This is a genomic window from Terriglobales bacterium, assembly GCA_035651995.1.
Taxonomy (GTDB): domain Bacteria; phylum Acidobacteriota; class Terriglobia; order Terriglobales; family Acidobacteriaceae; genus DASRER01.
Genome location: DASRER010000020.1, coordinates 311,521 through 334,378, shown reverse-complemented (window position 1 = coordinate 334,378; position 22,858 = coordinate 311,521). Strand labels below are relative to the sequence as shown.

Annotated in this window: 21 protein-coding genes; 10 read left to right on the top strand and 11 right to left on the bottom strand. The window is 66.0% G+C overall.

The window, feature by feature from the left end:
• Nucleotides 1-102 precede the first annotated feature (102 nt).
• The gene (locus VFA60_07385; protein ID HZQ91599.1) at nucleotides 103-588 is read right to left on the bottom strand and encodes a hypothetical protein; all 486 of its coding nucleotides are present in this window, start codon (nucleotides 586-588) and stop codon (nucleotides 103-105) included.
• 214 nt (nucleotides 589-802) lie between these two features.
• Nucleotides 803-1,369 carry a 16S rRNA (guanine(966)-N(2))-methyltransferase RsmD gene (rsmD, locus tag VFA60_07380; GenBank protein HZQ91598.1) on the bottom strand — a complete coding sequence of 189 codons (567 nt, stop codon included), beginning with the start codon at nucleotides 1,367-1,369 and terminating at the stop codon, nucleotides 803-805.
• A gap of 120 nt (nucleotides 1,370-1,489) precedes the next feature.
• Between rsmD and VFA60_07375 the strand changes: the two genes are divergently transcribed.
• Together VFA60_07375 and VFA60_07370 are read left to right on the top strand one after the other, a co-directional pair.
• Nucleotides 1,490-2,617 (top strand): site-2 protease family protein, encoded by a 1,128-nt coding sequence (locus VFA60_07375; protein HZQ91597.1) that lies wholly within the window; start codon nucleotides 1,490-1,492, stop codon nucleotides 2,615-2,617.
• Nucleotides 2,618-2,676: 59 nt separating this feature from the next.
• A complete protein-coding gene (locus tag VFA60_07370) occupies nucleotides 2,677-3,195 on the top strand; it encodes an SRPBCC family protein (protein ID HZQ91596.1) in 519 nt (172 codons plus the stop codon).
• Between the two features lie 329 nt (nucleotides 3,196-3,524).
• Here VFA60_07370 and serA read toward each other — a convergent pair whose 3' ends face one another.
• Complete coding sequence (gene serA / locus VFA60_07365; protein HZQ91595.1) at nucleotides 3,525-5,129, bottom strand: phosphoglycerate dehydrogenase; 1,605 nt, start codon at nucleotides 5,127-5,129, stop codon at nucleotides 3,525-3,527.
• Between the two features lie 32 nt (nucleotides 5,130-5,161).
• Nucleotides 5,162-6,355 (bottom strand): alanine--glyoxylate aminotransferase family protein, encoded by a 1,194-nt coding sequence (locus VFA60_07360; protein ID HZQ91594.1) that lies wholly within the window; start codon nucleotides 6,353-6,355, stop codon nucleotides 5,162-5,164.
• Between the two features lie 107 nt (nucleotides 6,356-6,462).
• Between VFA60_07360 and VFA60_07355 the strand changes: the two genes are divergently transcribed.
• Nucleotides 6,463-6,930 (top strand): GatB/YqeY domain-containing protein, encoded by a 468-nt coding sequence (locus VFA60_07355; GenBank protein HZQ91593.1) that lies wholly within the window; start codon nucleotides 6,463-6,465, stop codon nucleotides 6,928-6,930.
• 170 nt (nucleotides 6,931-7,100) lie between these two features.
• On the opposite strand, the gene VFA60_07350 is transcribed toward VFA60_07355, so the two are convergent.
• The 3 genes from VFA60_07350 to VFA60_07340 form a co-directional block, all read right to left on the bottom strand.
• The gene (locus VFA60_07350) at nucleotides 7,101-7,547 is read right to left on the bottom strand and encodes an NUDIX domain-containing protein (protein ID HZQ91592.1); all 447 of its coding nucleotides are present in this window, start codon (nucleotides 7,545-7,547) and stop codon (nucleotides 7,101-7,103) included.
• Between the two features lie 10 nt (nucleotides 7,548-7,557).
• Nucleotides 7,558-8,049, bottom strand: coding sequence for a ribonuclease HI family protein (locus VFA60_07345; protein HZQ91591.1), 492 nt, complete (start codon nucleotides 8,047-8,049; stop codon nucleotides 7,558-7,560).
• Nucleotides 8,050-8,197: 148 nt separating this feature from the next.
• Nucleotides 8,198-9,025, bottom strand: coding sequence for a metallophosphoesterase family protein (locus VFA60_07340; GenBank protein ID HZQ91590.1), 828 nt, complete (start codon nucleotides 9,023-9,025; stop codon nucleotides 8,198-8,200).
• 96 nt (nucleotides 9,026-9,121) lie between these two features.
• Between VFA60_07340 and ispD the strand changes: the two genes are divergently transcribed.
• The 3 genes from ispD to ispF are packed head-to-tail and all read left to right on the top strand — an operon-like array spanning nucleotide 9,122 to nucleotide 10,919.
• Nucleotides 9,122-9,883 (top strand): 2-C-methyl-D-erythritol 4-phosphate cytidylyltransferase, encoded by a 762-nt coding sequence (gene ispD, locus VFA60_07335; protein ID HZQ91589.1) that lies wholly within the window; start codon nucleotides 9,122-9,124, stop codon nucleotides 9,881-9,883.
• Nucleotides 9,880-10,323, top strand: a complete 444-nt coding sequence (locus tag VFA60_07330; protein HZQ91588.1) for a GxxExxY protein — start codon at nucleotides 9,880-9,882, stop codon at nucleotides 10,321-10,323. Before ispD ends, VFA60_07330 begins: the two co-directional genes overlap by 4 nt.
• Nucleotides 10,320-10,919 carry a 2-C-methyl-D-erythritol 2,4-cyclodiphosphate synthase gene (ispF, locus tag VFA60_07325; GenBank protein ID HZQ91587.1) on the top strand — a complete coding sequence of 200 codons (600 nt, stop codon included), beginning with the start codon at nucleotides 10,320-10,322 and terminating at the stop codon, nucleotides 10,917-10,919. The genes VFA60_07330 and ispF overlap by 4 nt, the downstream gene beginning before the upstream one ends.
• Before the next feature lie 93 nt (nucleotides 10,920-11,012).
• Here ispF and VFA60_07320 read toward each other — a convergent pair whose 3' ends face one another.
• Together VFA60_07320 and VFA60_07315 are read right to left on the bottom strand one after the other, a co-directional pair.
• A complete protein-coding gene (locus VFA60_07320) occupies nucleotides 11,013-14,372 on the bottom strand; it encodes a diguanylate cyclase (protein ID HZQ91586.1) in 3,360 nt (1,119 codons plus the stop codon).
• 166 nt (nucleotides 14,373-14,538) lie between these two features.
• Nucleotides 14,539-14,853, bottom strand: coding sequence for a zinc ribbon domain-containing protein (locus VFA60_07315; protein ID HZQ91585.1), 315 nt, complete (start codon nucleotides 14,851-14,853; stop codon nucleotides 14,539-14,541).
• A gap of 296 nt (nucleotides 14,854-15,149) precedes the next feature.
• Here VFA60_07315 and rsmI point away from each other — a divergent pair, with 296 nt between their 5' ends.
• Nucleotides 15,150-16,013, top strand: a complete 864-nt coding sequence (gene rsmI, locus VFA60_07310; protein ID HZQ91584.1) for a 16S rRNA (cytidine(1402)-2'-O)-methyltransferase — start codon at nucleotides 15,150-15,152, stop codon at nucleotides 16,011-16,013.
• Nucleotides 16,014-16,488: 475 nt separating this feature from the next.
• On the opposite strand, the gene VFA60_07305 is transcribed toward rsmI, so the two are convergent.
• Together VFA60_07305 and VFA60_07300 are read right to left on the bottom strand one after the other, a co-directional pair.
• Nucleotides 16,489-16,671: a hypothetical protein gene (locus VFA60_07305; protein ID HZQ91583.1), complete on the bottom strand. Its 183-nt coding sequence runs from the start codon at nucleotides 16,669-16,671 to the stop codon at nucleotides 16,489-16,491.
• Nucleotides 16,668-16,841, bottom strand: coding sequence for a hypothetical protein (locus tag VFA60_07300; protein ID HZQ91582.1), 174 nt, complete (start codon nucleotides 16,839-16,841; stop codon nucleotides 16,668-16,670). Before VFA60_07300 ends, VFA60_07305 begins: the two co-directional genes overlap by 4 nt.
• Nucleotides 16,842-17,188: 347 nt before the next feature.
• Between VFA60_07300 and VFA60_07295 the strand changes: the two genes are divergently transcribed.
• From VFA60_07295 to VFA60_07285, 3 genes are all read left to right on the top strand, one after another.
• Nucleotides 17,189-19,369 carry a serine/threonine-protein kinase gene (locus VFA60_07295; protein ID HZQ91581.1) on the top strand — a complete coding sequence of 727 codons (2,181 nt, stop codon included), beginning with the start codon at nucleotides 17,189-17,191 and terminating at the stop codon, nucleotides 19,367-19,369.
• Between the two features lie 183 nt (nucleotides 19,370-19,552).
• On the top strand, nucleotides 19,553-21,208 hold the full coding sequence (locus VFA60_07290) for a serine/threonine-protein kinase (GenBank protein HZQ91580.1): 1,656 nt from the start codon (nucleotides 19,553-19,555) through the stop codon (nucleotides 21,206-21,208).
• Nucleotides 21,209-21,214: 6 nt separating this feature from the next.
• Nucleotides 21,215-22,846, top strand: a complete 1,632-nt coding sequence (locus VFA60_07285) for an adenylate/guanylate cyclase domain-containing protein (GenBank protein HZQ91579.1) — start codon at nucleotides 21,215-21,217, stop codon at nucleotides 22,844-22,846.
• The last annotated feature ends 12 nt before the right edge of the window (nucleotides 22,847-22,858 follow it).

Here is a 22,858-nt window from a genome sequence, read left to right as displayed (position 1 = left end):
GAGTAATTCTAGCGCAGGTCTAAAAACGGCCGATCCGGATTTCGCAGGATTGGCAGGCAGCTCGCGGGCTGAATGCTGAGTGCTGCAGGCTGGGCGCCGCCGCTACAGAAACAGCTTTTCCCGGTCCACCAGCACGTTGCCCTCGGGATCGGCACGATACGTAATCGCCAGCCGCGCGCCCACCGGCAACTGGTCGCGCACATTGCCCAGGAACGCGATCAGCCGCGGCGCCTTGGCGCCATCCGGCAGGAAGTCCACGATTGTCTTGTTCTGCTGGCCTACGCTCGACTCGTAGAAGCTCAGCTCCCGCACCATGCCCTTTTCCACCTTCAGCCCGTCGCGCGTCGTGTACGATGCGACAATCTCCGGCGCCTTCAACCCCGGAATGCGCACCAGGCCGGAGGAATGCAGGTCAAGCAGCGCGTTCAGCCCGAACACGGCCGAGATCGACAGCAGAATAATGATGGTGAACAGCCCGTCCACCGTCATGGTGAGATCGCTGAGCCGCGTGTCCCCGGAAAAGATGATGTATACGACGCCGAGAATCGGCAGGAAGGCGAGCAGCAGTGAAAGCGCAATCGTCTTCATGGTTGGTTCGTTGGCCGTGTCTCCCGAACGGGCCGCCGGTCGCGATCTCCGCGTGGCTCCGGCCTGATTGTACCCAAACCTGCGGCGCCGCCAAAACGCTGCGCCGCAGACACCCAATCAGGCGCAGAGGGTCGCCTTCCTCGTGTCCTTTGTGTCGTTTCTGGTTGCGCTCTTGATTGATCCGCGTCATTCACCTTCATCCGCCGTAAAAAGTTCACCTCAGCCGGTAGAAGCTCAGCGCCGCATCTCCCTGCTCCAGCTTGCGCGTCCGCTCCAGCGCGCCGAACTTCGCGCCTGGATCGAAGCGCTTATCGTGTTCGGCGATCACCACGCTGGCGGGCTTCAGCAGCCGCAATTGCGCCAGCAGCCCGAGCACCTGCCCGTAGCTCTCCGCGTCGCGCCACGGCGGATCGAGGAAACAATAGTCGCACCCGGCCGCCGCCAAACCCAGCCTGCGCAGCGCCGCATCGGCCTCCCGCTCGATGACCTCGTAGCCTTCCTCCACGCCCAGCGCCTTCAAGTTCTCTCGGATCACCGCCGCAGCCCCGCGCGACGACTCGACAAAGTACACACGCTGCGCGCCGCGGCTCAGTGCCTCGATCCCGATGGCGCCCGATCCGGCAAAAAGATCGAGCCACACCGTTCCTTCCAGGGCCGCAGGATTTCCGGCCGTGAGCACGTCAAACAGCGTCTCGCGCAGGCGGTCCGACGTAGGGCGCACCGCGCTGCTGTTCGGCGCGCGCAAGGCCCGGCTGCGAAATCTTCCGGCGATGATGCGCATGCGAAAGCGGAGAGTGAATAGTGGAAAGTGAGCAGTGAAGATCGCATCGTGGCTTTCACTGTCCACTCTCCACGATCCACTGCTCTTCCGCATCCAAGTGTATAGAATCAATTCAGCAGCATGCGTAGCTGGTCCATCCCGCTGTTTCGCGTTGCCGGCATCGACTATCGCCTGCACCTCACGTTCTTCTTTCTGCTGATCTTCGTCTGGTTCACCGAAGCCGTCTCCACGCGCCCCACCGGCCCGGCGCGCGGCCTTGGACTGGTCGCCATCATTCTCGGCTCGGTGCTGCTGCACGAGCTTGGACATCTGCTGACCGCGCTGCACGCCCGCCTGCCCGCGCGCGCCGTCGTGCTGCTGCCCATCGGCGGCATCCCTGCATCCGACGACCACTGGGACGAGGCTCCCACCGCCGGTCCAGCCGGCGCCCCGCGATGGCAGCGCGAGATTCGCGTGGCGCTCGCCGGCCCGCTCGTCAGCCTTCTGGTCGCGTTTGTCGCCGGCGCCGTGCTGCTCGCCGTCTCGCCCGAAATTCAGCTCTGGAGCCGGCCGTGGGTGCACTCGCGCGCTCTGTTGCGCAGCCTGGTGTGGGTCAATTTCTTCCTCGGCGCTTTCAACCTGCTGCCCGCCTATCCGCTCGATGGCGGACGCATCCTTCGCGCCCTGCTCGCCCGCCGCATGAACCACCCCGCCGCCACCCGCCGCGCCGTCATCCTCGGCCAGGCGCTCTCCATGATCCTGATCTTCGCCGGTCTGGCCAACACATGGCTCATGATGCTCGGCTTCTTTCTCTTCGTCGGCACGCAGATGGAGGAGCGCAGCGTCATGTTCCACGCCGTGCTGGAAAGCGTGCGCCTGGAAGACATCATGCTCACCGACTTCGCCACGCTCTCCCCCGCCGACACCCTCGAAGACGCTCTGCAAAAAGCCGTGCACTCTCTGCAGGATGATTTCCCCGTCGTCCGCGGCAGCGACATGGTGGGCGTCATCTCGCGGCAGAGTATCCTCGAGGCCCTGCGCGACGAGGGGAACGGGTACGTGCAGAGCGCCATGACCCGCGCCTACGAAGTAGGCGACCGGGCCGAATCGCTCGCCTCCGCCTTCCGCAAGATTACCGGCCGCGGCCTCACCCTGATCCCCGTCGTCGAAAACCAGCGCCTCGTCGGCATCGTGACCCTGCAAAATCTCATGCACTCCATGTCGTTGCTCGCTGAAACCCGCCGCCTGCGCCGCAGCATGCCGGGATAGCAGTTCCCGGGAGGAACTCAGCAAAACTCGGAAAACGGCGCGACGCGCCGGGGAGTGTTATGAAAGTTCTTCTTTTCGGCTTGGCCGGCGTGATCGCGACAGGAGTTATCGTTTTTGTCATCGGCTCACTGCTGCCGCAGGCGCACGTGGCCAGGCGCACTGCCCGCTACCGTCAATCGCCCGAAACCATCTGGCATGCGATCACCGACTACGCAAATTTCGCCGCCTGGCGCACCGATGTGCGGGCGGTCGAACCCATTACCACCGCCTCCGGCAATCCTGCCTGGCGCGAGAAAAGCCGCAGCGGCGACATTCCCATCGAGATCGTCGAAAGCCAGGCGCCCTCGCGCCTGGTCACGCGCATCGCCGATCCCAGGCTGCCTTTCGGCGGCACCTGGACCTTCGAGATCACGCGCACGCCTGACGGCGCCCAGCTCAGCATCACCGAGAACGGCGAGGTCTATAACCCGATCTTCCGCTTCGTCTCGCGCTTCATCATGGGACACAGCGCGACCATCGAAGCCTACCTGCGCGCGCTCGGAAAGAAATTCGGGGAAAACGTAACGCCACAACCCTGACGAAAAGGGCTGGTGCTCGCAACTCGATTGCGGAAGGGCACGGCTTTGGCCGTGCCGCCCACGGACACGAGAGAGATTCGGGGCGTTGGCCCCGGCGCGTACTGACACTCACACACGCGACTCGAAGCCAACTGCACCGTCCGCCACGGCGGGAAGAAATCGCGCGGCAAGGCCCGCCTCAAGCTGGTCCTTCCTGCCGCGCGCCGGAAATAAACATCCCCCACAGACACAGCGGCACAGAGGAAAAAACAGAAGGCCCACAGGCAGCCGCGCCGGTTTCTTTCGCTTGGTTGTTTTTCTCTCTGTGCCCTGTGTCTCTGTGGTGGAAGTTACAACCTTAACGCTCTTGCCACGGTAATCGCCTCAATCCTTCGCAGCCGCTCCAGCGCTTCATTCGGCACGGCGTCGTCCACCTGCACCAGCGCAATCGCCTCCGCCGGCGCGCTCGACGACGCCGCGCGCTCCCGTCGTCCCAGCGAGAAGCTGGCGATGTTGACGCCCAGTTCGCCCAGCACCGTGCCCACGCGCCCGATCACGCCGGGCACGTCGCGGTTGCGCAGGAAAATCACGTTTGCCGCCAGCGGCGCCTCGATGTCGATGTCGTCCAGCGACAGCAGCCGCGGCGAGTTGCCGTGCAGCACCGCGCCTTTGGCAAGGCGCGTCTCGCCGCCCGCCTTCAGCATGACGGAGACGACATTCCCTGCCCCGCCGCGCGGGGTGGCGCTCTTGGCCGCCTCGTGCACCAGCACGCCGCGCTCGCCGGCAATCGTCGCGGCGTTCACCAGGTTCGCTCTCTCCGAGAGCGCCGCCTGGTTGAGAACGCCCATGATGGCGGCGTTGCGCATCAGCTCGGTGCGCCACTCCGCGATCGCACCGGAAAACCGCACCGAGATCTCCTGCGGCTGTCCCTCGCCCACCTGCGCCAGCAGCGCGCCCAGCCGCTCCGCCAGCACGATATACGGCTGCATGGCCACGTACTCGTCGTGCGAAACCGAGGGCACGTTGACGGCGTTCTGGATGACGCCCCGCTTCAGGTACTCGCGCACCTGCATCGCGATCTGGCAGGCCACCGCCTCCTGCGCCTCGTGCGTCGATCCGGCAATGTGCGGCGTCGTGATCACGTTCCCGAGCCCCACCAGGGGCGAGTTCTTCGGCGGCTCCTCGTTGAACACGTCAAGCGCCGCGCCCGCCACCTGCCCCGACCTGATCGCCTCCGCCAGCGCCGCCTCATCCACCAGTTCGCCGCGCGCGCAGTTGATGAGCCGCACGCCCCGCTTCATCTGCGCCAGCGTCCCGGCGTTGATCATGCCCTGCGTCTGCTGCGTAAGCCCGACGTGCAGCGTGATGTAGTCGGCCGCGGCAAAAATTTCATCCAGCGGCGCCAGCCTGAGGCCCATCTCGCGCGCCACCGTCACCGCGATGAACGGATCGTGCGCCACCACCTCCATCTGGAAGGCGCGCGCGCGCCGCGCCACTTCGATCCCGATCCGCCCCAGCCCCACAATGCCCAGCGTCTTTCCGCGAAGCTCGGTGCCCTCGAGCGATTTCTTCTCCCACTTGCCGCCGCGCATGGAGGCATCGGCGCGCGCCAGGTGCCGCGCCAGCCCGAGCATCAGCCCGAGCGTGTGTTCCGCCACGGCGACCGCGTTCGCGCCCGGCGTGTTCATCACCGCGATGCCGCGCTTGGTGGCGGCGTCCAGGTCGATGTTGTCCACGCCCACGCCCGCGCGCCCGACCACGCGCAGCCTCGGCGCCTGCTCCAGCAGCGCCGCATTCACGTCCACCGCCGACCGGACGATGAGCGCGTCGGCGTCGCCCAGCCGCGCGCTCAGCTTGCCGTCAAGCTGCTCGGCGGTGACGATCTCCCAGTCCGGCTCCTCGCGAAAAATCGCGACCGCCGCTGGCGAAACTTTTTCTGCGATGACTACTTTCATTTGTGTGGAGTGACCGACCAACCTCCGCGGGATTAAGCCTTGGCCGAGTGCTGCATGCTGAGTGCTAAGTGCTGCTCTGAGTACGCCCGCTGCGCCGCCGCCACGCCCGCGCCAAACTCCACCTTCACACCCAATTCCGCCAGCACCTGCTCCAGCGCCCCGATGATTCCGATCGTATCCAGGTAGTCGTAGTACCCGATGTGCGCCACGCGGAACAGATGTCCTTTCATTTCGCCCTGGCCGTCGGCCAGTACCGCGCCGAAGCGCTCGCGCACGGCCTTCACGATCTTGCCCGCCTCCATGCCCGCGGGCGGTACCATCGCGGTCAGCGCCCCCGCCGGCGCCGATGCGGCGAACAGCTTCAGCCCAAGCGCCCCCGCTGCTGCGCGCGTCATCGCCGCACATGTTTCGGCGTTCTCCACCAGCAGAACGCGTCCCGCGGCCAGGTCGCCGCCTCCCGCCGACCGCAGGTAGTCCAGCGCCGCCCCCAGTGCCGCGATCAGCGCAATCGCCGGCGTAAACGCGCTCTCGCCCCTGGCCGCCACCTTGCGCTCTTTGCGCAGATCGAAGTAGTACCGCGGACGGCTGACCTGCTCCATCCGCTGCCAGGCGCGCTCGCTCACGCCGCAATACGCCAGCCCCGGCGGAAGCATCAGCGCCTTCTGCGATCCGCCAATGATCACGTCCACGCCCCACGCATCCACGTCAAGCGCTGTGGTGCCCAGGCCGGTGATCGCGTCCACCACCACCAGCGCGTTGCTGCCGCGCGCCAGCTCGGCCACGCCGCGCACATCGTGCCGAGCACCCGTGGAGCTTTCCGTCGCCTGCAGAAAGATCGCGCGCGTCTCCGGCTGCAGCGCCGCGCGTACCGCGTCGAGCGTGAACGTTGCCCCGTACGGCGCGCTGACCACGTCCACCTCGCAGCCGTAGGTGCGCCCCAGGTCGCGCCAGCGCTCGCCGAATTTCCCGGCAGTCAGCACCAGCACGCGATCGCCGGCATTGGTCAGGTTGGTGACGGCCGCCTCCATCGCGCCCGTTCCTGACGCGGCCAGCACGATCACATCGTTCCTGGTGCCCACGAACGTCTTCAGGTCGGCGAGCACGCGCGTGTAGAGCGCGCGGAAGGCGGCGGTGCGATGGTGCACATCGGCGGCCGCCATGGCCGCCTGCGCCGCCGGCAGCAGCGGCGTTGGCCCGGGCGTAAAAAGGCGGTTCTTCTTGAGCATTCTGGAAAAAGCTACCACATGCAGGGGAAACGCCCCGCTCTTGTGTCTCTCCCTGCGGAAGGGAGCGGCCCGCCGGCGGCCGCGGCCGGCCCTCTATAATCGCCCGCATGAGCCTCTCCGACAAAATACAGAAGGACATGACCGACGCGATGAAGGCGCGCGACGAGCGCCGCCTCAGCTGCCTTCGCATGGTCCGCTCCGCCATCAAGAATAAGGAGATCGACAAGCGCGCCCCGCTCGACGACAAAGAGTGCGTCGCCCTTCTCAGCACGCTCATCAAGCAGCGCAAGGACTCCATCGAGCAGTTCACCAGGGGCGGACGCAAAGACCTCGCCGACAAGGAAGCCGCCGAGGTCGGCATCATCGAGGCCTACATGCCCAAGGCCGCCGGCGAAGAAGAAATAACCAGCACCGTCCGGGCCGCCATCGAGGAAATGGCCGCCGGCGGCGCGCCGCCCGCCATGAAAGACATGGGCAGCGTCATGAAGAACGTCATGGCAAGGTTCGCCGCCTCAGGCACCCGCGTGGACGGCAAGGCCGTCAGCGACGCCGTCAAACGCGAACTCAGCAAGTAGCCGCTTCGTAGAGACGTAGCTTGCTACGTCCCTGTCGGCGCCATCCCTCACCACAGGCTGCCTACTGCGGCCGTGTACCGGCGGGCCCGCGCCCATCGGCATGTTATTCCTGAACTTCAGGCGAGCTCGGTTCCGTGTGGACGCGGGCGACCTCGCCCGCGGATTTTCGCCTACACCCTGCGAATCGCCCACCCGTGCGACTCGTGATACATGATCCTGGCCGCGCGCTCGGGCGCAAGCCACACCAACTCGTGGTCCACTTCCGTGCTCGCAGCCGCCCCCACAACTTCGGCCTCGAAGAATGAGCAGCGCTTCTCGAAGAACACCTGCTCTTTGATCGACCAGCCGAACTGAACCGCCTCTCCCACCAGCCGCCCAACGCGCACCGCAAACCCGCACTCTTCGGCGCACTCACGCGCGACCGCCTGCTCCGGCGTTTCACCCGGATCAATCCCGCCGCCGGGTAGAAAGTTGCCCTCCGGCGTGAGCACCACCGCCACATTGCCGTCGCGATCGCGCAGCAGCGCGTACCCGCTCGGACGAACGATGTACTTCACGCCCGCTAAACGACTCCCGAAGGTTGGCAGCCCGGTCACGGTTGTCAAATCGCGAATCACAAACAACCAATCACAAATGGCCCTTCCCCCGGTCCATCGCCTCGTTCGCCAGCCGGTCGGCATCGCGGTTCTGCTCGCGGCGCACATGCTCGATGCGAAACGCCTCCAGCTTCCGCACCCGCTGCCGCGCGGAATCATAGAGCTCTTTCAGGCCCGGCGACCTTACCCTGTATTGCCCATTCATCTGCCGGACCATCAGCTCCGAATCGCTGAGCACGCGCAGGGCCGGCTTGCCGGCCTTCAGCGCCCAGTCGAGGGCCGCCAGCAATCCGGAATACTCGGCAAAGTTGTTGGTCTGATGCCCCAGGTACTGGCTTAGCTCGGCCAGCCGGATGCCCGCCGCGTCTTCGATCACAACGCCGTAGCCCGCGGGGCCTGGATTTCCCCGCGCTCCGCCATCCACATGCGCCAGCACCCAGTCGGTGCGCCGCTCGTCGGGCGCCGCTTCAAACAGATCGTGTGTGCGGGAACGACCGATGCGCCGGCGGATGCGGGAAGGCATGGGAAACCCAGTTTCAAGTCTCGCGTTTCAAGTTTCAAGGGCGTGCCAAGGCGGCTTCGACATGAGCCCTTCGTGTGCCCTTCCTGTTTTTCCTGTGAACGCCCTTGATTTTTTTCGGAACTCCAAACTTGAAACTCGAGACCCGCTCTTATCTTCCGTCCTTCAATCTCGTCGCCAGCCGCTCCGGCAGGTTCGCGTCCAGGATGCGCTTCTGCGCGCCCGCCACGTTGTACGGTGCCCGGTGATACGTCACCACATACTGGTCGGTGTCAAACACGGCGAACGCCGCCCGCCAGTCGCCGTCGCGCGGCTGGCCGATAGATCCGGGATTGATCAGGTACTTGGTCTCGCGATCCAGCGGCAGCTCGACCGTCTCGGCCTTGTCTTTCGACGCATACTCCGGCCGGATGGCCCTGCCGCCCTCGGCGCCGAGCAGGAAGCCGCCCTGCAGGTGCGTGTGCCCGAAGAAGATCAGCTTCACGCTGCTGCGCATCATCACTTCCACCGCGTCGCGCACCGTGATGATGTACTCGTCTTCGTCCAGCGGCGAACCGTGCACGCAGTAGACCGAAGCCGGGCTTTCCCCGCCGCCCTTGCCGTTCTGCGCCTCCGTCAGCGGGATCGGACCCGCCGGCATGGCCTTCAGCCACTCCAGGTTCTCGGGCGAGAGCGTCTGCTGCGTCCATATCGCCGCCAGCGCCGCTACAGGATTGAAGTACTCCAGGTCGCTCAGCCCGGTGCACGCCTTGTCGTGGTTGCCGCGCACCAGCAGCGACCCCAGCGCCCGCGAGCGCTCCGTCACTTCGTTCGGGCTGGCGCCGTATCCCACGATGTCGCCCAGGTTGACCACGCGATCGTAGGCCGGGGCGGCCGCCAGGCTGGCGTCCAGGGCCTCCAGATTGGAATGCACGTCGCTGATCAGGAGAATGCGCACAGGAACGATCGAAGCGTCTTCGAAGACCGTAGAAGATAACACGCGCGACCGGGAAAAAACCGCTCAGGCGAGGGCCGCAGCGCCCTCGCGCCCGCTGCTATACTGCTCGCCCGCGCCGCCGCGGAGGCGGCTTCTGCAATGAAGGTCGTCGTTATCATTCCAGCCGCGGGACGGGGCACGCGCATGGCCGCTGCCGAAGCCCGCCCCGGCGCATCCAGCCGCGCCCCGGCGACTCCCAAGCAGTTTGCCGAGCTGAACGGAGTGCCCATCCTCGTGCACACGCTGCGCGCCTTCGCAGCCTCGCCGCAAGTCGAGGAAATCTACGTGGCGCTGCGCGGCCCTGACGCGCCCGACTTCCGCTCGCGCCTCGACCAGGAAAAGCTCGGCAAGAAGGTCCACATCGTCGAAGGCGGCGACAACCGCCAGCAATCGGTCGCTAACGCGCTCAACGCCGTCCATGCCGCGCCTGACGATGTGGTGCTCGTGCACGACGCAGTCCGCCCGTTCGTCGACGCCGAAATCATCTCCAGCGTCATCGCCGCCGCCGCCAAACACGGCGCCGCCATCGCCGGCCTGCCCGCCGTCGACACCGTAAAGCAGGTCGAGCGCACCGCCGACGGCGCCATCATCACCGCCACCGTGCCGCGCGAGCGCGTGGTGCTGGCGCAGACGCCGCAGGGTTTCCGCTTCGCGCTGCTCAAGAGCGCCTTCGACGAAGCATTGTCCGACGGCTTCACCGGCACCGACGAAGCTTCCCTGGTCGAGCGCGCCGGCGCCGAAGTCGCCGTCGTCATGGGCTCACCGCGAAACATAAAAATCACCACGCCCGCGGACCTGGACCTGGCGGAGTTTTACTTGCGGCAGACCAAGAAACCCTCTGCCGCGGATGAACGCGGATGAACGCGGATCCAAACACGCTTCCATACGCCGATCTCACTGGCAAGATCATCGAAGCCTTTTACTCGGTCTGCAACGAACTCGGATACGGGTTTCTGGAATCGGTCTATCGTCGCGCGCTTTGCATAGCGCTGACCGAAGCCGGGCTGAATGTTCAGCAGGAGGCTGCGATCGCGGTGTGGTTTCGTGGCCAGAACGTGGGTGATTTCAAGGCTGACCTCCTAGTCGAAGGTAAGGTGCTGCTCGAGCTCAAGACCGCCCATTCCATTGACCGCTCTCACGAAGCACAATTGCTCAACTATCTGCGTGCCACTCCGGTCGAAGTCGGTCTGATTTTGAACTTCGGACCGAAACCGCAGTTTCGGCGGCCCGCATTTGCGGATAAGAACAAAGAAATCCGCGTTCATCCGCGTGTATCCGCGGTAGGAAGTTCTTCTTCATGAGAATTGGTTACGGCTTCGATTCCCACGAGTTCAAGCGCGGCGTCGCGCTCAAGATCGGCGGCGTGCACATCCGGCACTCTCGCGGCCTCGCCGGACACTCCGACGGCGACGTCCTGCTCCACGCGCTCACCGACGCGCTGCTTGGCGCCGTGGCCGCCGGCGACATCGGCCGGCACTTCCCGCCCTCCGATCCGAAGTGGAAGAACGCCGATTCCGCTCTGTTCGTCGCCGAAGCGCTCAAGCACGTCCGCCGCGCCGGCTACTCTGTGGCCAACGTGGATTCGACGCTCATCCTCGCCGAACCCCGCATCGGTCCCCACGCCGGGAAAATTCAGGAGCGCGTCGCCGAGTTGCTCGGTATCGCCGCCGACGCGGTTGGTCTCAAGGCAAAAACTCCGGAAGGCCTTGGCACACCGAACACCGCCATCGCCCACGTCGTGGTGCTGCTCCAGGGCAAGCCCGAGCGTGCGCAGGGCCGTCACGCCGAGGCCGAAGCGGAGACCCCCACCGAAGTCGTGGATGAAGTCGTGCGCAAGATGCTGCGCGACGTAGAACCCGAGCCTCACACGTCGCGCCCCGGCCGCCGCAAACATTAAATCGTCGTTAGTCGCTGCCCGTTGGTCGTTAGCAAAGCCGCCCGTACAGGTGGTTTTGGCCAACGACCAACGGGCAGCGACCAACGACGGGTTTCAGTACCCCTGCCGCGCCGCCTTCTCCGACTTCAATTCCCGCACCAGCGTGCGCACCAGCATGCCATCGAGCTGCGTGCCGCTGGCTTTTTCCAGCTCGGCCAGGGCTTCGGCGTGCCCGAGCGTGGGAGCGTAGGAGCGCTCCGCGATCATGTGCGCGTAGGCCTCCGCCGCGGCCACGATGCGCGCGCCCAGCGGAATGTTCTCGCCGCGCAGCTCCGACGGATACCCGGTCCCGTCGAAGCGCTCGTGATGATGACGCACGATCTGCTGCATGCGCGCGCTGCCGGGGATCACGCTCACAATCTGCGCGCCCAGCGTCGAGTGGATCTTCACCAGGTAGTACTCCTCCGGCGTGAGTGGCGCGTTCTTGTTCAGGATGCGCTCCGGGATCAGCAGCTTGCCCACGTCGTGCACGCGCGCCGCAAACACCAGGTCCTTCATCTCCTCCTGCGTCAGGTCGAGCGCGCGGCCCAGCAGCTCGGAGTAACGCGCCACCGCCTCGCCATGGCCGGCGGCAAACATCTCGCGCGTCTCGCTCGCCCGCGCCAGCGACAGCACCGCCTCGGCCAGCACTTCGTCGGCATATTCCGGCTTGGCGTTGGCCGCCAGCTTCCGTAGCAGCTGCACCAGCTCGTCAATCTGCTCCGGTCCGGTGTGCTCGCGCTGCAGGAAGCCTTCCACGAATGCCGACACCAGTTGCCGGTGTCCGCCGCCGCTATCCACCAGTTGCTCCACGGTTGAGACGCGATTGCCGCCGCCGTGCTTGGAAACGTACATGCCCGCGTCGGCCACGCGCAGGATCTCCTCCGCCGTCGCCCCGTGCAGCGGGAAGCTGGCCACGCCGAAGCTGCCCGTGATGTGCCGTTCGTTCAGCATCGGATCGGTCGCCAGCCACAGCCGCAGGCGCTCGCTCAGCACCTGCGCCTGCTCCAGACCGGTTTCCGGCATCAGGATCACGAACTCGTCGCCGCCGTAACGCGCCACCACGTTCGACTGGCGGCAATTCTGCTCCAGCAGCCGGCCCACGCGAGCCAGCACCAGGTCCCCTTCCAGGTGGCCCTGCGAATCGTTCACTTCTTTGAACTTGTCCAGGTCGGCCAGCACCACGCTGAACGCCCGCCCGGAACGCGAGGCGCGCTTCCACTCCGATTGCAGCGACTCGAGGAAAAACCGCCGCGTCTTGATGCCCGTCAGCCCGTCGGTGATGGATTGCTGCTGCAGCTTCTGGAAGACGAAGGCGTTGTGCAGCGCCGTCGCCAGCAGGTCCGCCAGCGTGCGCAGGATCAGCACCTCCTGCTGCCCGAACGCGTCTTCGCGCCGGCTCTCCACGTTGAGCACGCCCAGCAGCGACTCGCCGTATCCGATGGGAATGCAGAGCACGCTCTTGGCGTCGTCCAGCAGCGACGCCAGCCGCTCGTCGCCCGAGTTCTGCGCCAGCGCCATCTCGTTCGTGCGCGCCACGCGCCCCAAAATGCCCGCGCCCAGCGGCACCCGCTTGCCCAGCGCCCGCGCCGTCGTGCCCGCCTCCGCCTTGATCTCGATGTCCTTGGTCGCGTAGTCCAGAATGCCGATTCCAATGTGATCGAAGCGGAAGTTCTTCTGGATCTCGCCCACGATTTCCGCCAGCATCTGTTCCGCGTCCTGGCTGGAAATGGCCGTCTTTGACACGTTGTTCAGAAACGCCAGGTAGCGCGCCCGCCGCTGCTCTTCGCTGAACAGCCGCGCGTTTTCCATCGCCACCGCCACCTGCCCGGCGGCGGTCGTCATCACCTCCAGGTCGCGCTCGCTGTACACGAATTCGCGCTCATAGTTCAGCGCGCCGATCACCCCCACAATTCCACCCCCAGCCCCGCTTAATGTCTCGCCGTGCATCACGATCGGCACCGCGCAGAAGCATTTGGCAGGCCGCCCCGTCACCGCGCAGTTCAGCCGCGCGCGCGTCTTCTCCATGTCCGACTTGATCAGCAGCGGCTGCCCCGTCCGGATCACGTATTCGGTCAGTCCGTTGGTTATCGGACGCGTGCGCTTGGGCTGGACCACGCCATCCAGCACCTCCAGTTCGAAGCGCACGATTTGTTCTTCCAGGAAAGCGACGTAGAAGTTGCTGGTGTCGAACAACTGTCCCAGTTCCCGCTGGATCGCGACCAGCACTTCATCGGGATCGAGCCGCGAACTGATCACCTGCCCGATCTGCGTCAGCAGCTCGTACTCCTTGGTGCGCCGCAGCGCGTCGTGCATCAGAGCGTAGTTCTCCAGCGTCAGCCCGATCTGCATCGCCAACCCGAGCATCAGCCGGATCTGCGACGGGCCGAACTCCAGGCTCTCCGACGAAGGGAACAGCACCGCGCCGAAGCAGCGCTCGCGGGTTTGCAGGCTCACGGCCGTCACGCCGCGCGCGCCCTCCTGCTCCATCAGCCGGCGCATGCGCTCGTAGCACGCCGTCTGTTCCTGCAGCGAGGGCGCCGGCTCTTCGAAGTCGCGGAACACCGCCAGCCCCCCGCGCCGGTACGCTGTCTCGCTCAGAAATTCCGCCGAGCCGTCGCTCTCCACTTGTTTTACAAATTCCGGCGAAAAGCCGCGCTGCACCGACGGCAGGATGCTGCGCCACTCCTCGGCAATCACCATCGCCGCCCGCTGCGTGCCCAGCAGCCGCATCAGCCGCTCCAGCAGCCGCTCCAGGTTCGGCGCCACCTCGCCTGGCGGCAGGATCTTGCTGCTATCGGCCTCCAGGCTCGAGAACGCCAGCAGGTTGTCCTGCACGCTGCGGCGCTCGTTCTCGAACAGGACGATCACCATTGCGATCGCCAGCAGCGTCTGCGGCACCGGCCCGAGCACGTGTCCCATGCCGCCCAGCCAGCGCTCCATCGTGTCGTGATACAGCACCGACGTCAGCAGCAACGCCCAGAACGCCAGCGCGATCCCCAGCAGCCGGTGCCCGATCGATCCCCGCCGTTGCCCGTGCCGGTAGAAGCGGAACGCGGCCACCGCCAGCACTGCCGCTATGCCCAGTTCGATGCGCACCCGCAGTGCGCCCTCGGCGCGAAGCTGCAGCAGCCGCGGCAAAAAGGCTTCCAGAGTGCTCCACACCGCCGCCGCCGCCACCAGCGCCGCATCCGACCAGCGAAAACGCGTATCGTGGCGCACCACGCGCGTTGACCGGAAGATGCCCCACGCCGTCAGGCCCAGCGTGAACGTCCAGCCCCAGCGCAGGTACGGGCTGGGCTCGAGCGTGAAGTACACTGCCAGGAAGATGAAGTGCAGGCAGTACGCCACCCACGCCAGCTGCCAGTGCCGAAAGTAGGCGTCTCGGCTTTGCCGGTAGAGGAAGGTAAAGACGACGAGCAGCAGGAGTGCCACCACTCCTGGGATGACCACAATTCCTGTCAACACGCCGTCCATCAAGGCTTTTCGCGGGCCTGTGGTGGGGACCGACGGGCAATTCAGCGCCGTCGCGGATGCCGCTATCGTAGGTCTGCAGACCCGCTAAATCAACTGGATTGTGGCAGGTACAAGGCGAAAGTAACTACTTCTTGTGGGGCTTGGGCTTGGCATCTTTCGGCTTCTCGCTCGGCTTTTCCGCTCCCGCCGCTGTCTTGTCGCCTTCTGCCTTGGTCTCCGTCTTAGACCCGGCGTCGCCGCCATCTTTCGTGGGGACGCCCTTGCCCGCATAGTCGGTCACATACCAGCCACTGCCCTTGAACTGCACCGCCGGCGCCGACAGCACCTGCTCCACCGCCCCGCCACACTCGGGACACTTCCGCGACGGCGGATCAGAAAACTTCTGGATCCGCTCAAAAACATGGCCACATTTTTTACACTTGTATTCGTAGATAGGCACGATTTCGCTGGGAGAACTTGTGCTTTGAACTCTAACCCTGATTCTAGGGGCGCGCACAACCAGCGTCAATTCTCATCGTCCCCCTGCACCGGAGCCATCGACCGCCCAGTTTTGGCCCTGCCCTGGATCCATCCTGAGGCCGCGCTCTTTGCGGCCGAAGGACCCTGGCGCCGCCCCACGCCATCCCCGCCACCCAAGGTCACCGGCCACTCTCGATTTTCAAACAAGAGAAGCGGCGAGGCCTCCACGACTCGGCGCTCGGTACTCGCCACTCTCGCCTGCGCTACACTCCCCGCGTGACACAAGACGCTTTTCTCGCGCCCGGCCTCTACCTGGTCGCCACGCCCATCGGCAACCTGGAGGACATCACCTTGCGCGCGCTTCGCGTCCTCCGCTCGGCCGATCTCATCGCCTGCGAGGACACGCGTCACACCGCCAGGCTCCTATCGCATTACAGCATCTCGACGCCCACCATCAGTTACCACGAGCACAACGAGCGCGAGCGCGCCGCCGAACTCGGCCGCCGGCTCGAGCGCGGTGAGCGCATCGCCCTGGTCACCGACGCCGGCACGCCGGGCGTCTCCGATCCTGGATACCGCCTGGTGCAGCGCGCCATCGAGCTCGGCCTTCCCGTCGTCGCCGTCCCCGGACCGTCGGCGCTCATCGCCGCGCTGGTCGCCAGCGGATTGGCCACAGACGCGTTCCATTTCGGCGGCTTCCTGCCCGCCCGGTCCGGCGCGCGACGCACGCTGCTCCAGCAACTCGCCGGTCGGCCGGAAACGCTTGCCTTCTACGAAGCGCCGCACCGCATCGTGGACGTGCTCGAAGACGTCGTCGCCACTCTCGGCCCCGATCGCCGCGTGGTCATCGCGCGCGAACTCACCAAGGTCCACGAAGAGCTGCTCCGCGGCGCCGCCGGCGAAGTCCTCTCCGCACTCAAGCGCCGCCAGCCGGTGAAGGGCGAAATTACGTTACTCATCGCCCGCGCCGAAGCCGATGCCGCCAGGCCCGCGCACCAATCGCTGCGCCGGCAGCTCGCCGCGATCATGCGCGACGAGCATCTCGACGAAAAATCTGCGCTCAAGAAACTGGCGAAAGTCACCGGCCGCTCCAAGAGCGACCTCTATCGCGAACTCCAGCGCGAAACCGGCAATCTCTGACTCTTCACGCCAGCCAAGGTTCCTCCTTCGGCCTGGTGCTTTCCTCCTGCCGTGGAGTCACGGCATTTTCTCGATTGTCGCCGAACGACGGCATTCCTTGGCCCGGCACGTGAGTGCTGGGAGTGCGGCGCCGGCATCAACCGCGTCCCGGTGGGACGGCACTTGTTTTCGAGGGAGTGCAGCGTCGGTTCTTGCGGTTCTCCTGTCAACCCCCGTTTCGCATCAATTTCCACGCAACCCGCACCAACCACACACAATAAAAACTTCTCCAACCTTCCCATTCCCCCTGCTCAATTTGCTACTCTGGAAATAGAAGGCCTCGCCGGTTAAAAAAACCCGCGAGGCTTGGTTCTTTGACAGCCTGCGGAAACAAACGACTTAAGACCTCGGTATCAAGTCTCTGCCACTCAATATTTTGCGGACAACCTGCCCGCCAACCATTTGGAATTATTGAACCGGGGTGGGGGGCGGGGGGTCACCCTGCCTGGGCATTGGCATGGCACGAATGCGCTTCTTCCAGCAGTTGCAGGATGAACGGATCGGCGGCGGCGCCCACCAGCGCGCCGCACAGTGAGCAAGTGGATTTGACCAGGTTGCCGTTGTTGCGGACGTAGTCGTGAAAGAAACGGTCGTTTGCGCCCATTGTCCCCATCGTCATGGAGCTGCCTTGCCTTCGGCAGCTCGCAAGAAATCGCGGTCCTTGAACACCGGCTCGGCGGGCGCCCACGGCGCAAACCGCACCCGGTTTCCGCACTGGTTGCACGCTGGCAGAATGTCGCCCTTCAGGATGATCACCATGTGCGGCAGCCGGTGCGCGTAGTGGTGCACCCGGTAAATACCGCACCGGGGGGCAAGCTCTCCCGCGCAAGTGGCTGGCGCCACGATCTGCTGGATCATCCATGTCCGAGGTGGAGCGGGCCCCGTACCGCAGACCCTGCGCATGTTGACGCGTTCTGAATCGCTGGAGTTGCCCGTCCGGCGCAGCTTTGCGGCCTGACCTCGGTAACCGGCTCGGTTCCTGTGGCGGTTGACTTTGTCCGTGCAGCGGGTCGCCTGGAAACCACCTCTTCTTGCCGCGCACATCGCGAGCGCCCGTGGCGCGCCGCGACCGTTGACCGCTGTTGGAACCTGCATTACAGTCCACAATTTGCGGGTTTGCCGGTTTTTGGGCCGCGATGGGCGACGAACAGCAACCGACTCAGGCAAGAAAGATCGGACGCTACGAGATCGTGGCCGAGCTGGGCCGCGGCGCCATGGGCGTGGTCTATCGCGCCACCGATCCCAACATCGGTCGCACGGTCGCGCTCAAGACCATGCGCATCGATGCCGAAGGCATCGACTCGCAGGAACTGCTCAAGCGCTTCCGCCAGGAAGCGCGCGCCGCCGGCGTTCTGAACCATCCCAACGTCGTTACCATCTACGACGCGGGCGAGCACGAAGGTTTGTTTTACATGGCGATGGAGTACATCGAGGGCCGCACCCTCCAGACCCTCCTCGCCGGCGGGCGCCGCCTCGCCGCCGAGCAGGTGGTTGACGTAGCCCGGCAGGTCTGCGCCGGCCTCGACTACGCCCACGCCCGCGGCATCGTTCACCGCGACATCAAGCCCGCCAACATCATGATTACCGCCGAAGGCGTGGTGAAGATCATGGACTTCGGCATCGCCAAGACAGGCAGCGGCATGACCAGCGCCGGCCAGGTGCTGGGAACGCCGAGCTACATGTCGCCCGAGCAGGTGCGCGGCCAGGCGCTCGACGGCCGCTCCGACCTGTTCAGCCTCGGCGTCGTACTCTACGAGTCCGTCACCGGCAAGAAGCCCTTCGTGGGCGAGAGCATCACCGCCATCATCTATAAGATCGTCGCCGAAGATCCGGTCCCGCCCGCCGAGTACGACCCTGAGCTGCACCCCGGTCTTGCCGCCATCGTCATCAAGGCGCTGGCCAAGACGAAGGAGAAACGCTACCAGCGCGGCGCCGACCTGGTGCACGACCTGGAGAATTACAAGCGCATCGACTGGGCCGCAGACGCAACGCTGGCATACTCCACGCCGCCCACCAGCGCGCTGCGCAAGGAAATGGACGCGCTCGCCGGCATCACCTCCACCGGCATGCGCGCCCTCGGTCCCGACCTGCCCACCGGCCCGCCGGAGAAGGCATGGCAGAGTTCGATGGCCATCGAGCCATCGTCGGGAGTTGCGCAGGCTGCTCCAGCGAAAGCCGCGACCGGGAAAGCGCCGGCCGCGCCCGCGCCCGCCAAACCGCAGGGTACTCTTGGTCCGCCCAGGCGCGAGCCGGTGAAGATCGGCGTGAAGCCCATCGCGCCGCCGCCGAAGGAAACGGTCGCGCCGCGGCCCATGTCGCATCCGCCGCTGAGCAAGCCATCGCGCACCGGGCCGATTGCCATCGGCGCGGTCGCGCTCGTGCTGCTCCTCGGCGCGGGATGGTTGATCAAGCAACGTCGCGACGCACAGCGCGCCGCGGAAGCGCCACCTGCGCCTGCCGCGGCGCCGGAGAGCAGCAGCGCTGCCAGAGCGCAACCCGCGCCCGCTCCGCGCGCGCCAAAACCGGCGGCGGGAACCGCAACCGCGCCGCCCGCGACTGACGCTTCGACCACCGCCGCGGCAACTCCTTCGGCCACGCCTGCCGCCACCACCGGCGAGTTGCGCGTGGTTTCCACGCCCGTCGGCGCGTCGATCGAGCTCGACGGCCAGACCGATCCGCGCTGGAAGACGCCGTACCTGTTCCCCAAGGTTGATCCGGGAACGCATCGCGTGGCGCTCACGCTCGCCGGCTACGCACGCCAGACGCACGCGCTCGACATCAGCGCCGGCAAGCGCGCCCAGCTCGCCGCCGTGCTCCAGGTCTCGACCGGCATCATCACCGTGGCCAGCACGCCACCGGGAGCGAGCGTCATGCTCGACGGCGAAGACACCGGCAAAGTCGCTCCGGCCGAGCTCACCGTGGAGCAGGGCGCACATACGGTCACGGTGCACAAGGAGGGCTTCGCCCCGCTCGACAGCAGCTTCGACGTCAAGCCCGGGCAGAACTACACCTTCAACGCCGCGCTGCGTCCGCAGGAAGCCGGCAAGCAGGGCGGAGGCGGGTTCGGCCGCGGCTTCCGCCGCATCTTCGGTGGCGGCGATCCCGGCGATCGCTCCGAGATCGACATCCGCACCAAGCCGCCCGGCGCGGAGGTCACCATTGACGGCCTCGTCCGCCCCAAGCGCACGCCCGGACGTTTTCCCGTCGAGCCTGGGACCCACAAGGTGACCCTGCGCATCGAAGGCCGCCAGCCGGTGACCCGCGAGATCACGGTGAAAAGAGGAGAGCCCGCGGTGCTCGACGAGGCCCTTAAGTAGCTCTCCGCGTGGTTACTTCCGGTTACGAACGTACGTTGACCGCTCGCGTACTCTCACCTAGAGTCTCACGGTAAATTGGGCTCCTTCGTCCCGGGCTCCCGCAAGGATGAAACTCCGGGAAGTGGTTTGTTGTGCCGGCGGCAGGCAGCCAGTTGGCTCAGGTCCGCGGCAACCGGGAGGGCGTTGCTGCCCGCCAGCAAAGACAATCCGCAGCAGATCGGCCGCTACCGCATCGTCGGCGAACTCGGCCGCGGCGCCATGGGCGTGGTGTACTGCGCCGAAGATCCCAACATCGGCCGCACGGTCGCGCTCAAGACCACGCGGCTAGACGCGCAAGGGCTCGAGGACAAGGAACTGATCGAGCGCTTCCGCCGCGAAGCGCGCGCCGCCGGCAAGCTCAGCCACCCCAACATCGTCACCATCTTCGACGCCGGCGAGCACCAGAACCTGGTGTACATCGCCATGGAGTACATCGAGGGCCGCACGCTGCAGTCGCTGCTGGCGGAACGCGGCATGCTCGGCGCCGAGGAGGTGGTCGAAATCGGCCGCCGCATCTGCGCCGGCCTGGAGTACGCGCACGCGCACGGCATCGTGCACCGCGACATCAAGCCCGCCAACGTGATGATCACGGCGCAGGGCGCGGTGAAGATCACCGACTTCGGCATCGCCAAGGCCGGCGGCGGAGCGACCACCGCAGGCGGCGCGCCCATGGGCACGCCCAGCTACATGTCGCCCGAGCAGGTCAGCTCGCGCGCGGTCGACGGACGCTCCGACCTGTTCAGCCTCGGCGTCATTCTTTATGAGGCGTCCTGCGGCGTGAAGCCGTTCCGCGGCGACAGCGTGACCGCCATCATCTACAAGATCGTTCAGGAAGATCCGCCGCCGCCGCGCGAAGTGGACCTGAGCGTCCATCCCGGACTGAGCGACGTGATCATGCGCGCGCTCGCCAAGGCCCCGGAGCAGCGCTATCAGCGCGCCGCCGACTTCGCTGCCGACCTGGTGAACTACAAGAACCGCGCCGCCGAAGCCACGCTGCATTCGGCTGCGGCCGACAGCCGGGAATCAGACACCACGGTCATCATGAACGCGGGCTCGGATGTTCCACCGGCTCCGCCTGCGCCGCTCGTGGTGGACTTGCCGCGGACGCCGTTGTGGCGACGCGGCGTGTTGTTCGCCACGGTCGCGCTCTGGGTGATTGCGGCCGCACTCTTGTGGCCCCGCGCCGGCAATCAGCTTACCGGTGACCTGCCGGGCAAACCAGCGCAAACCTCGGCAACGCCGTCGCCTGCAGCCGATACACCCGCCCCAGCAGCCAACACGGCGGAAGTTTTGACCGGCAGCTTGCGCGTGGATTCCTCACCTGCCGGCGCAATGGTTGAACTCGACACGCGCCCCGACCGCCGCTGGACGACGCCGGCGGTCATCGGCCGGCTCCAGCCCGGTTCACACCGCGTGCGTTTCATGAAGCCCGGTTACAACCCCGAGCTGCGCTGGATCATGGTGGACGCCGGACGCACGGCGCAGACGAACGCGGTGCTCTCGCCCACGTCGGCAACTGTGGTCGCCCGCAGTTCGCCGGGAGGCGCGAGCATCCTGGTGGACGGCGCCGACACCGGCAAGCAAACGCCTGCCGAGGTCAGCGTGGCTCCGGGGCAGCACACCATCGCTCTTCGTAAAGCTGGATTCCACCTGGCCGAAACACGCGTGAACCTGAACGCCGGCGAGAACTACAATTTCGCGCCTTCGCTCGCGCCCGATCCCTCGGCGAAAGCTGCGGCGCAAGCCGATCCGCCGGCAAGGCCCGCCGCTCCTTCAAAAGACAAGACGGAGCGCCGCTAGCTTCGCATGTCGCGCCTCGTCATCACTTCGCCCGACGGCAAGCGCGGCATCCTGGAGATCACCAAACCCGTCATCACCATCGGCCGCATCATGGTCAACGACCTGGTGCTGAACGATGGCAGCGTGTCGCGCTTCCACGCTGTTGTGAAGCAGACGACCGACGGCGAGATTTCCATCGCCGACCGCGACAGCACCAACGGCGTGAAGGTGAATGGCAAGCGCATCGCCGCCGAAACGCCCCTGCATCACGGCGACAAGGCTGAAGTGGGAATCTACGAGATCACCGTCGAGTCGCTCGACGAGACCGGCTTCGTGATCCGCGAGCCGCAGATGCCGGAGACGCTGAAGCAGGTGCTGGCCAAAGGCGGCGCCGCGCCCATAACAGCCGCCGAGCCGCCGCCGGCTGCGGCCGCCGCCGAGGTGCTGGACTACGCGCGCCGCCTGGAGCGCGAAAACTACCTGCTGCGCATGCTCTACGACGCGGGCCGCGCGCTGAACGGCAAGCTTTCCATGGACGACATCGTCGAGCAGGTGATGACGCTGGTGTTTCGCATCGCCGGCGTGGAGCGCGCCTTCCTGATGTTCTTCGACGAACAGGGCCAGGCAACGCGCCAGACGGAAGTTCGCCATCGCAATCCGCCCGCCGGCGAGCAGCCCAAGATCATCCTGAGCCGCGCCATCCTCGATCGCGTCAAGGCCGAGCTGCAACCGATTCTGGTTGTGGACGCGGCCGACGACGAGCGCTTCGCCGCCAGCGCCAGCATGCGCATCTCCGGACTGCGCTCGGCGATGTGCGCGCCGCTCGCGGGCGCGCAGCGCCTGTTCGCCATCCTCTACGTGGACAACATGGCGAAAGCCGCCGCGTTCACGCGCGACGAGTTGAACGTGTTCGCGGTGGTCGCGTCGCAGGCTGCTTCGGCCATCGACAACCTCATGTCGCACCGCGAACTGGCCGAGCAGGAGGTGCAGCGCGCCGCACTGGAGCGGTTCCTGGCGCCGCAGCTGGTGGAGATGATCGCCGCACACCCGGAGAAGGTGGTGAAGCTCGGAGGCCAGAACCAGAAAGTGAGCGTAATGTTTGCTGACATCCGCGGCTTCACCGGCATCGCCGAAGCGCTGCCTCCGGAAAGAGTCGTAGACCTGCTGAACGAGTACTTCACGCGCGTCACCGACGTGATCTTCGGCAACGGCGGCACGCTCGACAAGTACCTGGGCGACGGCGTGATGGCCGTCTTCGGCGCGCCCATCTCCAAGGGGGGCGATGCCGACAATGCCGTGCGCACCGCCATCGAGATGCAGCGGTTGGTGCAACAGCTCAATCGCGACGCCGTCTCGCGCGGCTGGCCCGAGTTGCGGATTGGCATCGGAATCAACACCGGCGTAGTCACCGCCGGCAACATCGGCTCGCCGCGCCGCATTGATTACACCGTGGTCGGCGACGCGGTCAACGTGGCCGCGCGCCTGATGGCCTTCGCCCGCGGTGGCCAGGTGGTGATCTCCGCCTCAACCGCCGCCGACCTGAAGCCGGACCACGGCTTCCAACTCGCCGCCATGGAGCCAGTGCTGCTGCGCGGCAAGAAGCAGCCCATCGGAATCTACAGCGTGGGATGGGAGCAGGCGGCGGGGACCCGCGCGTAGAGAAGTCGGGAG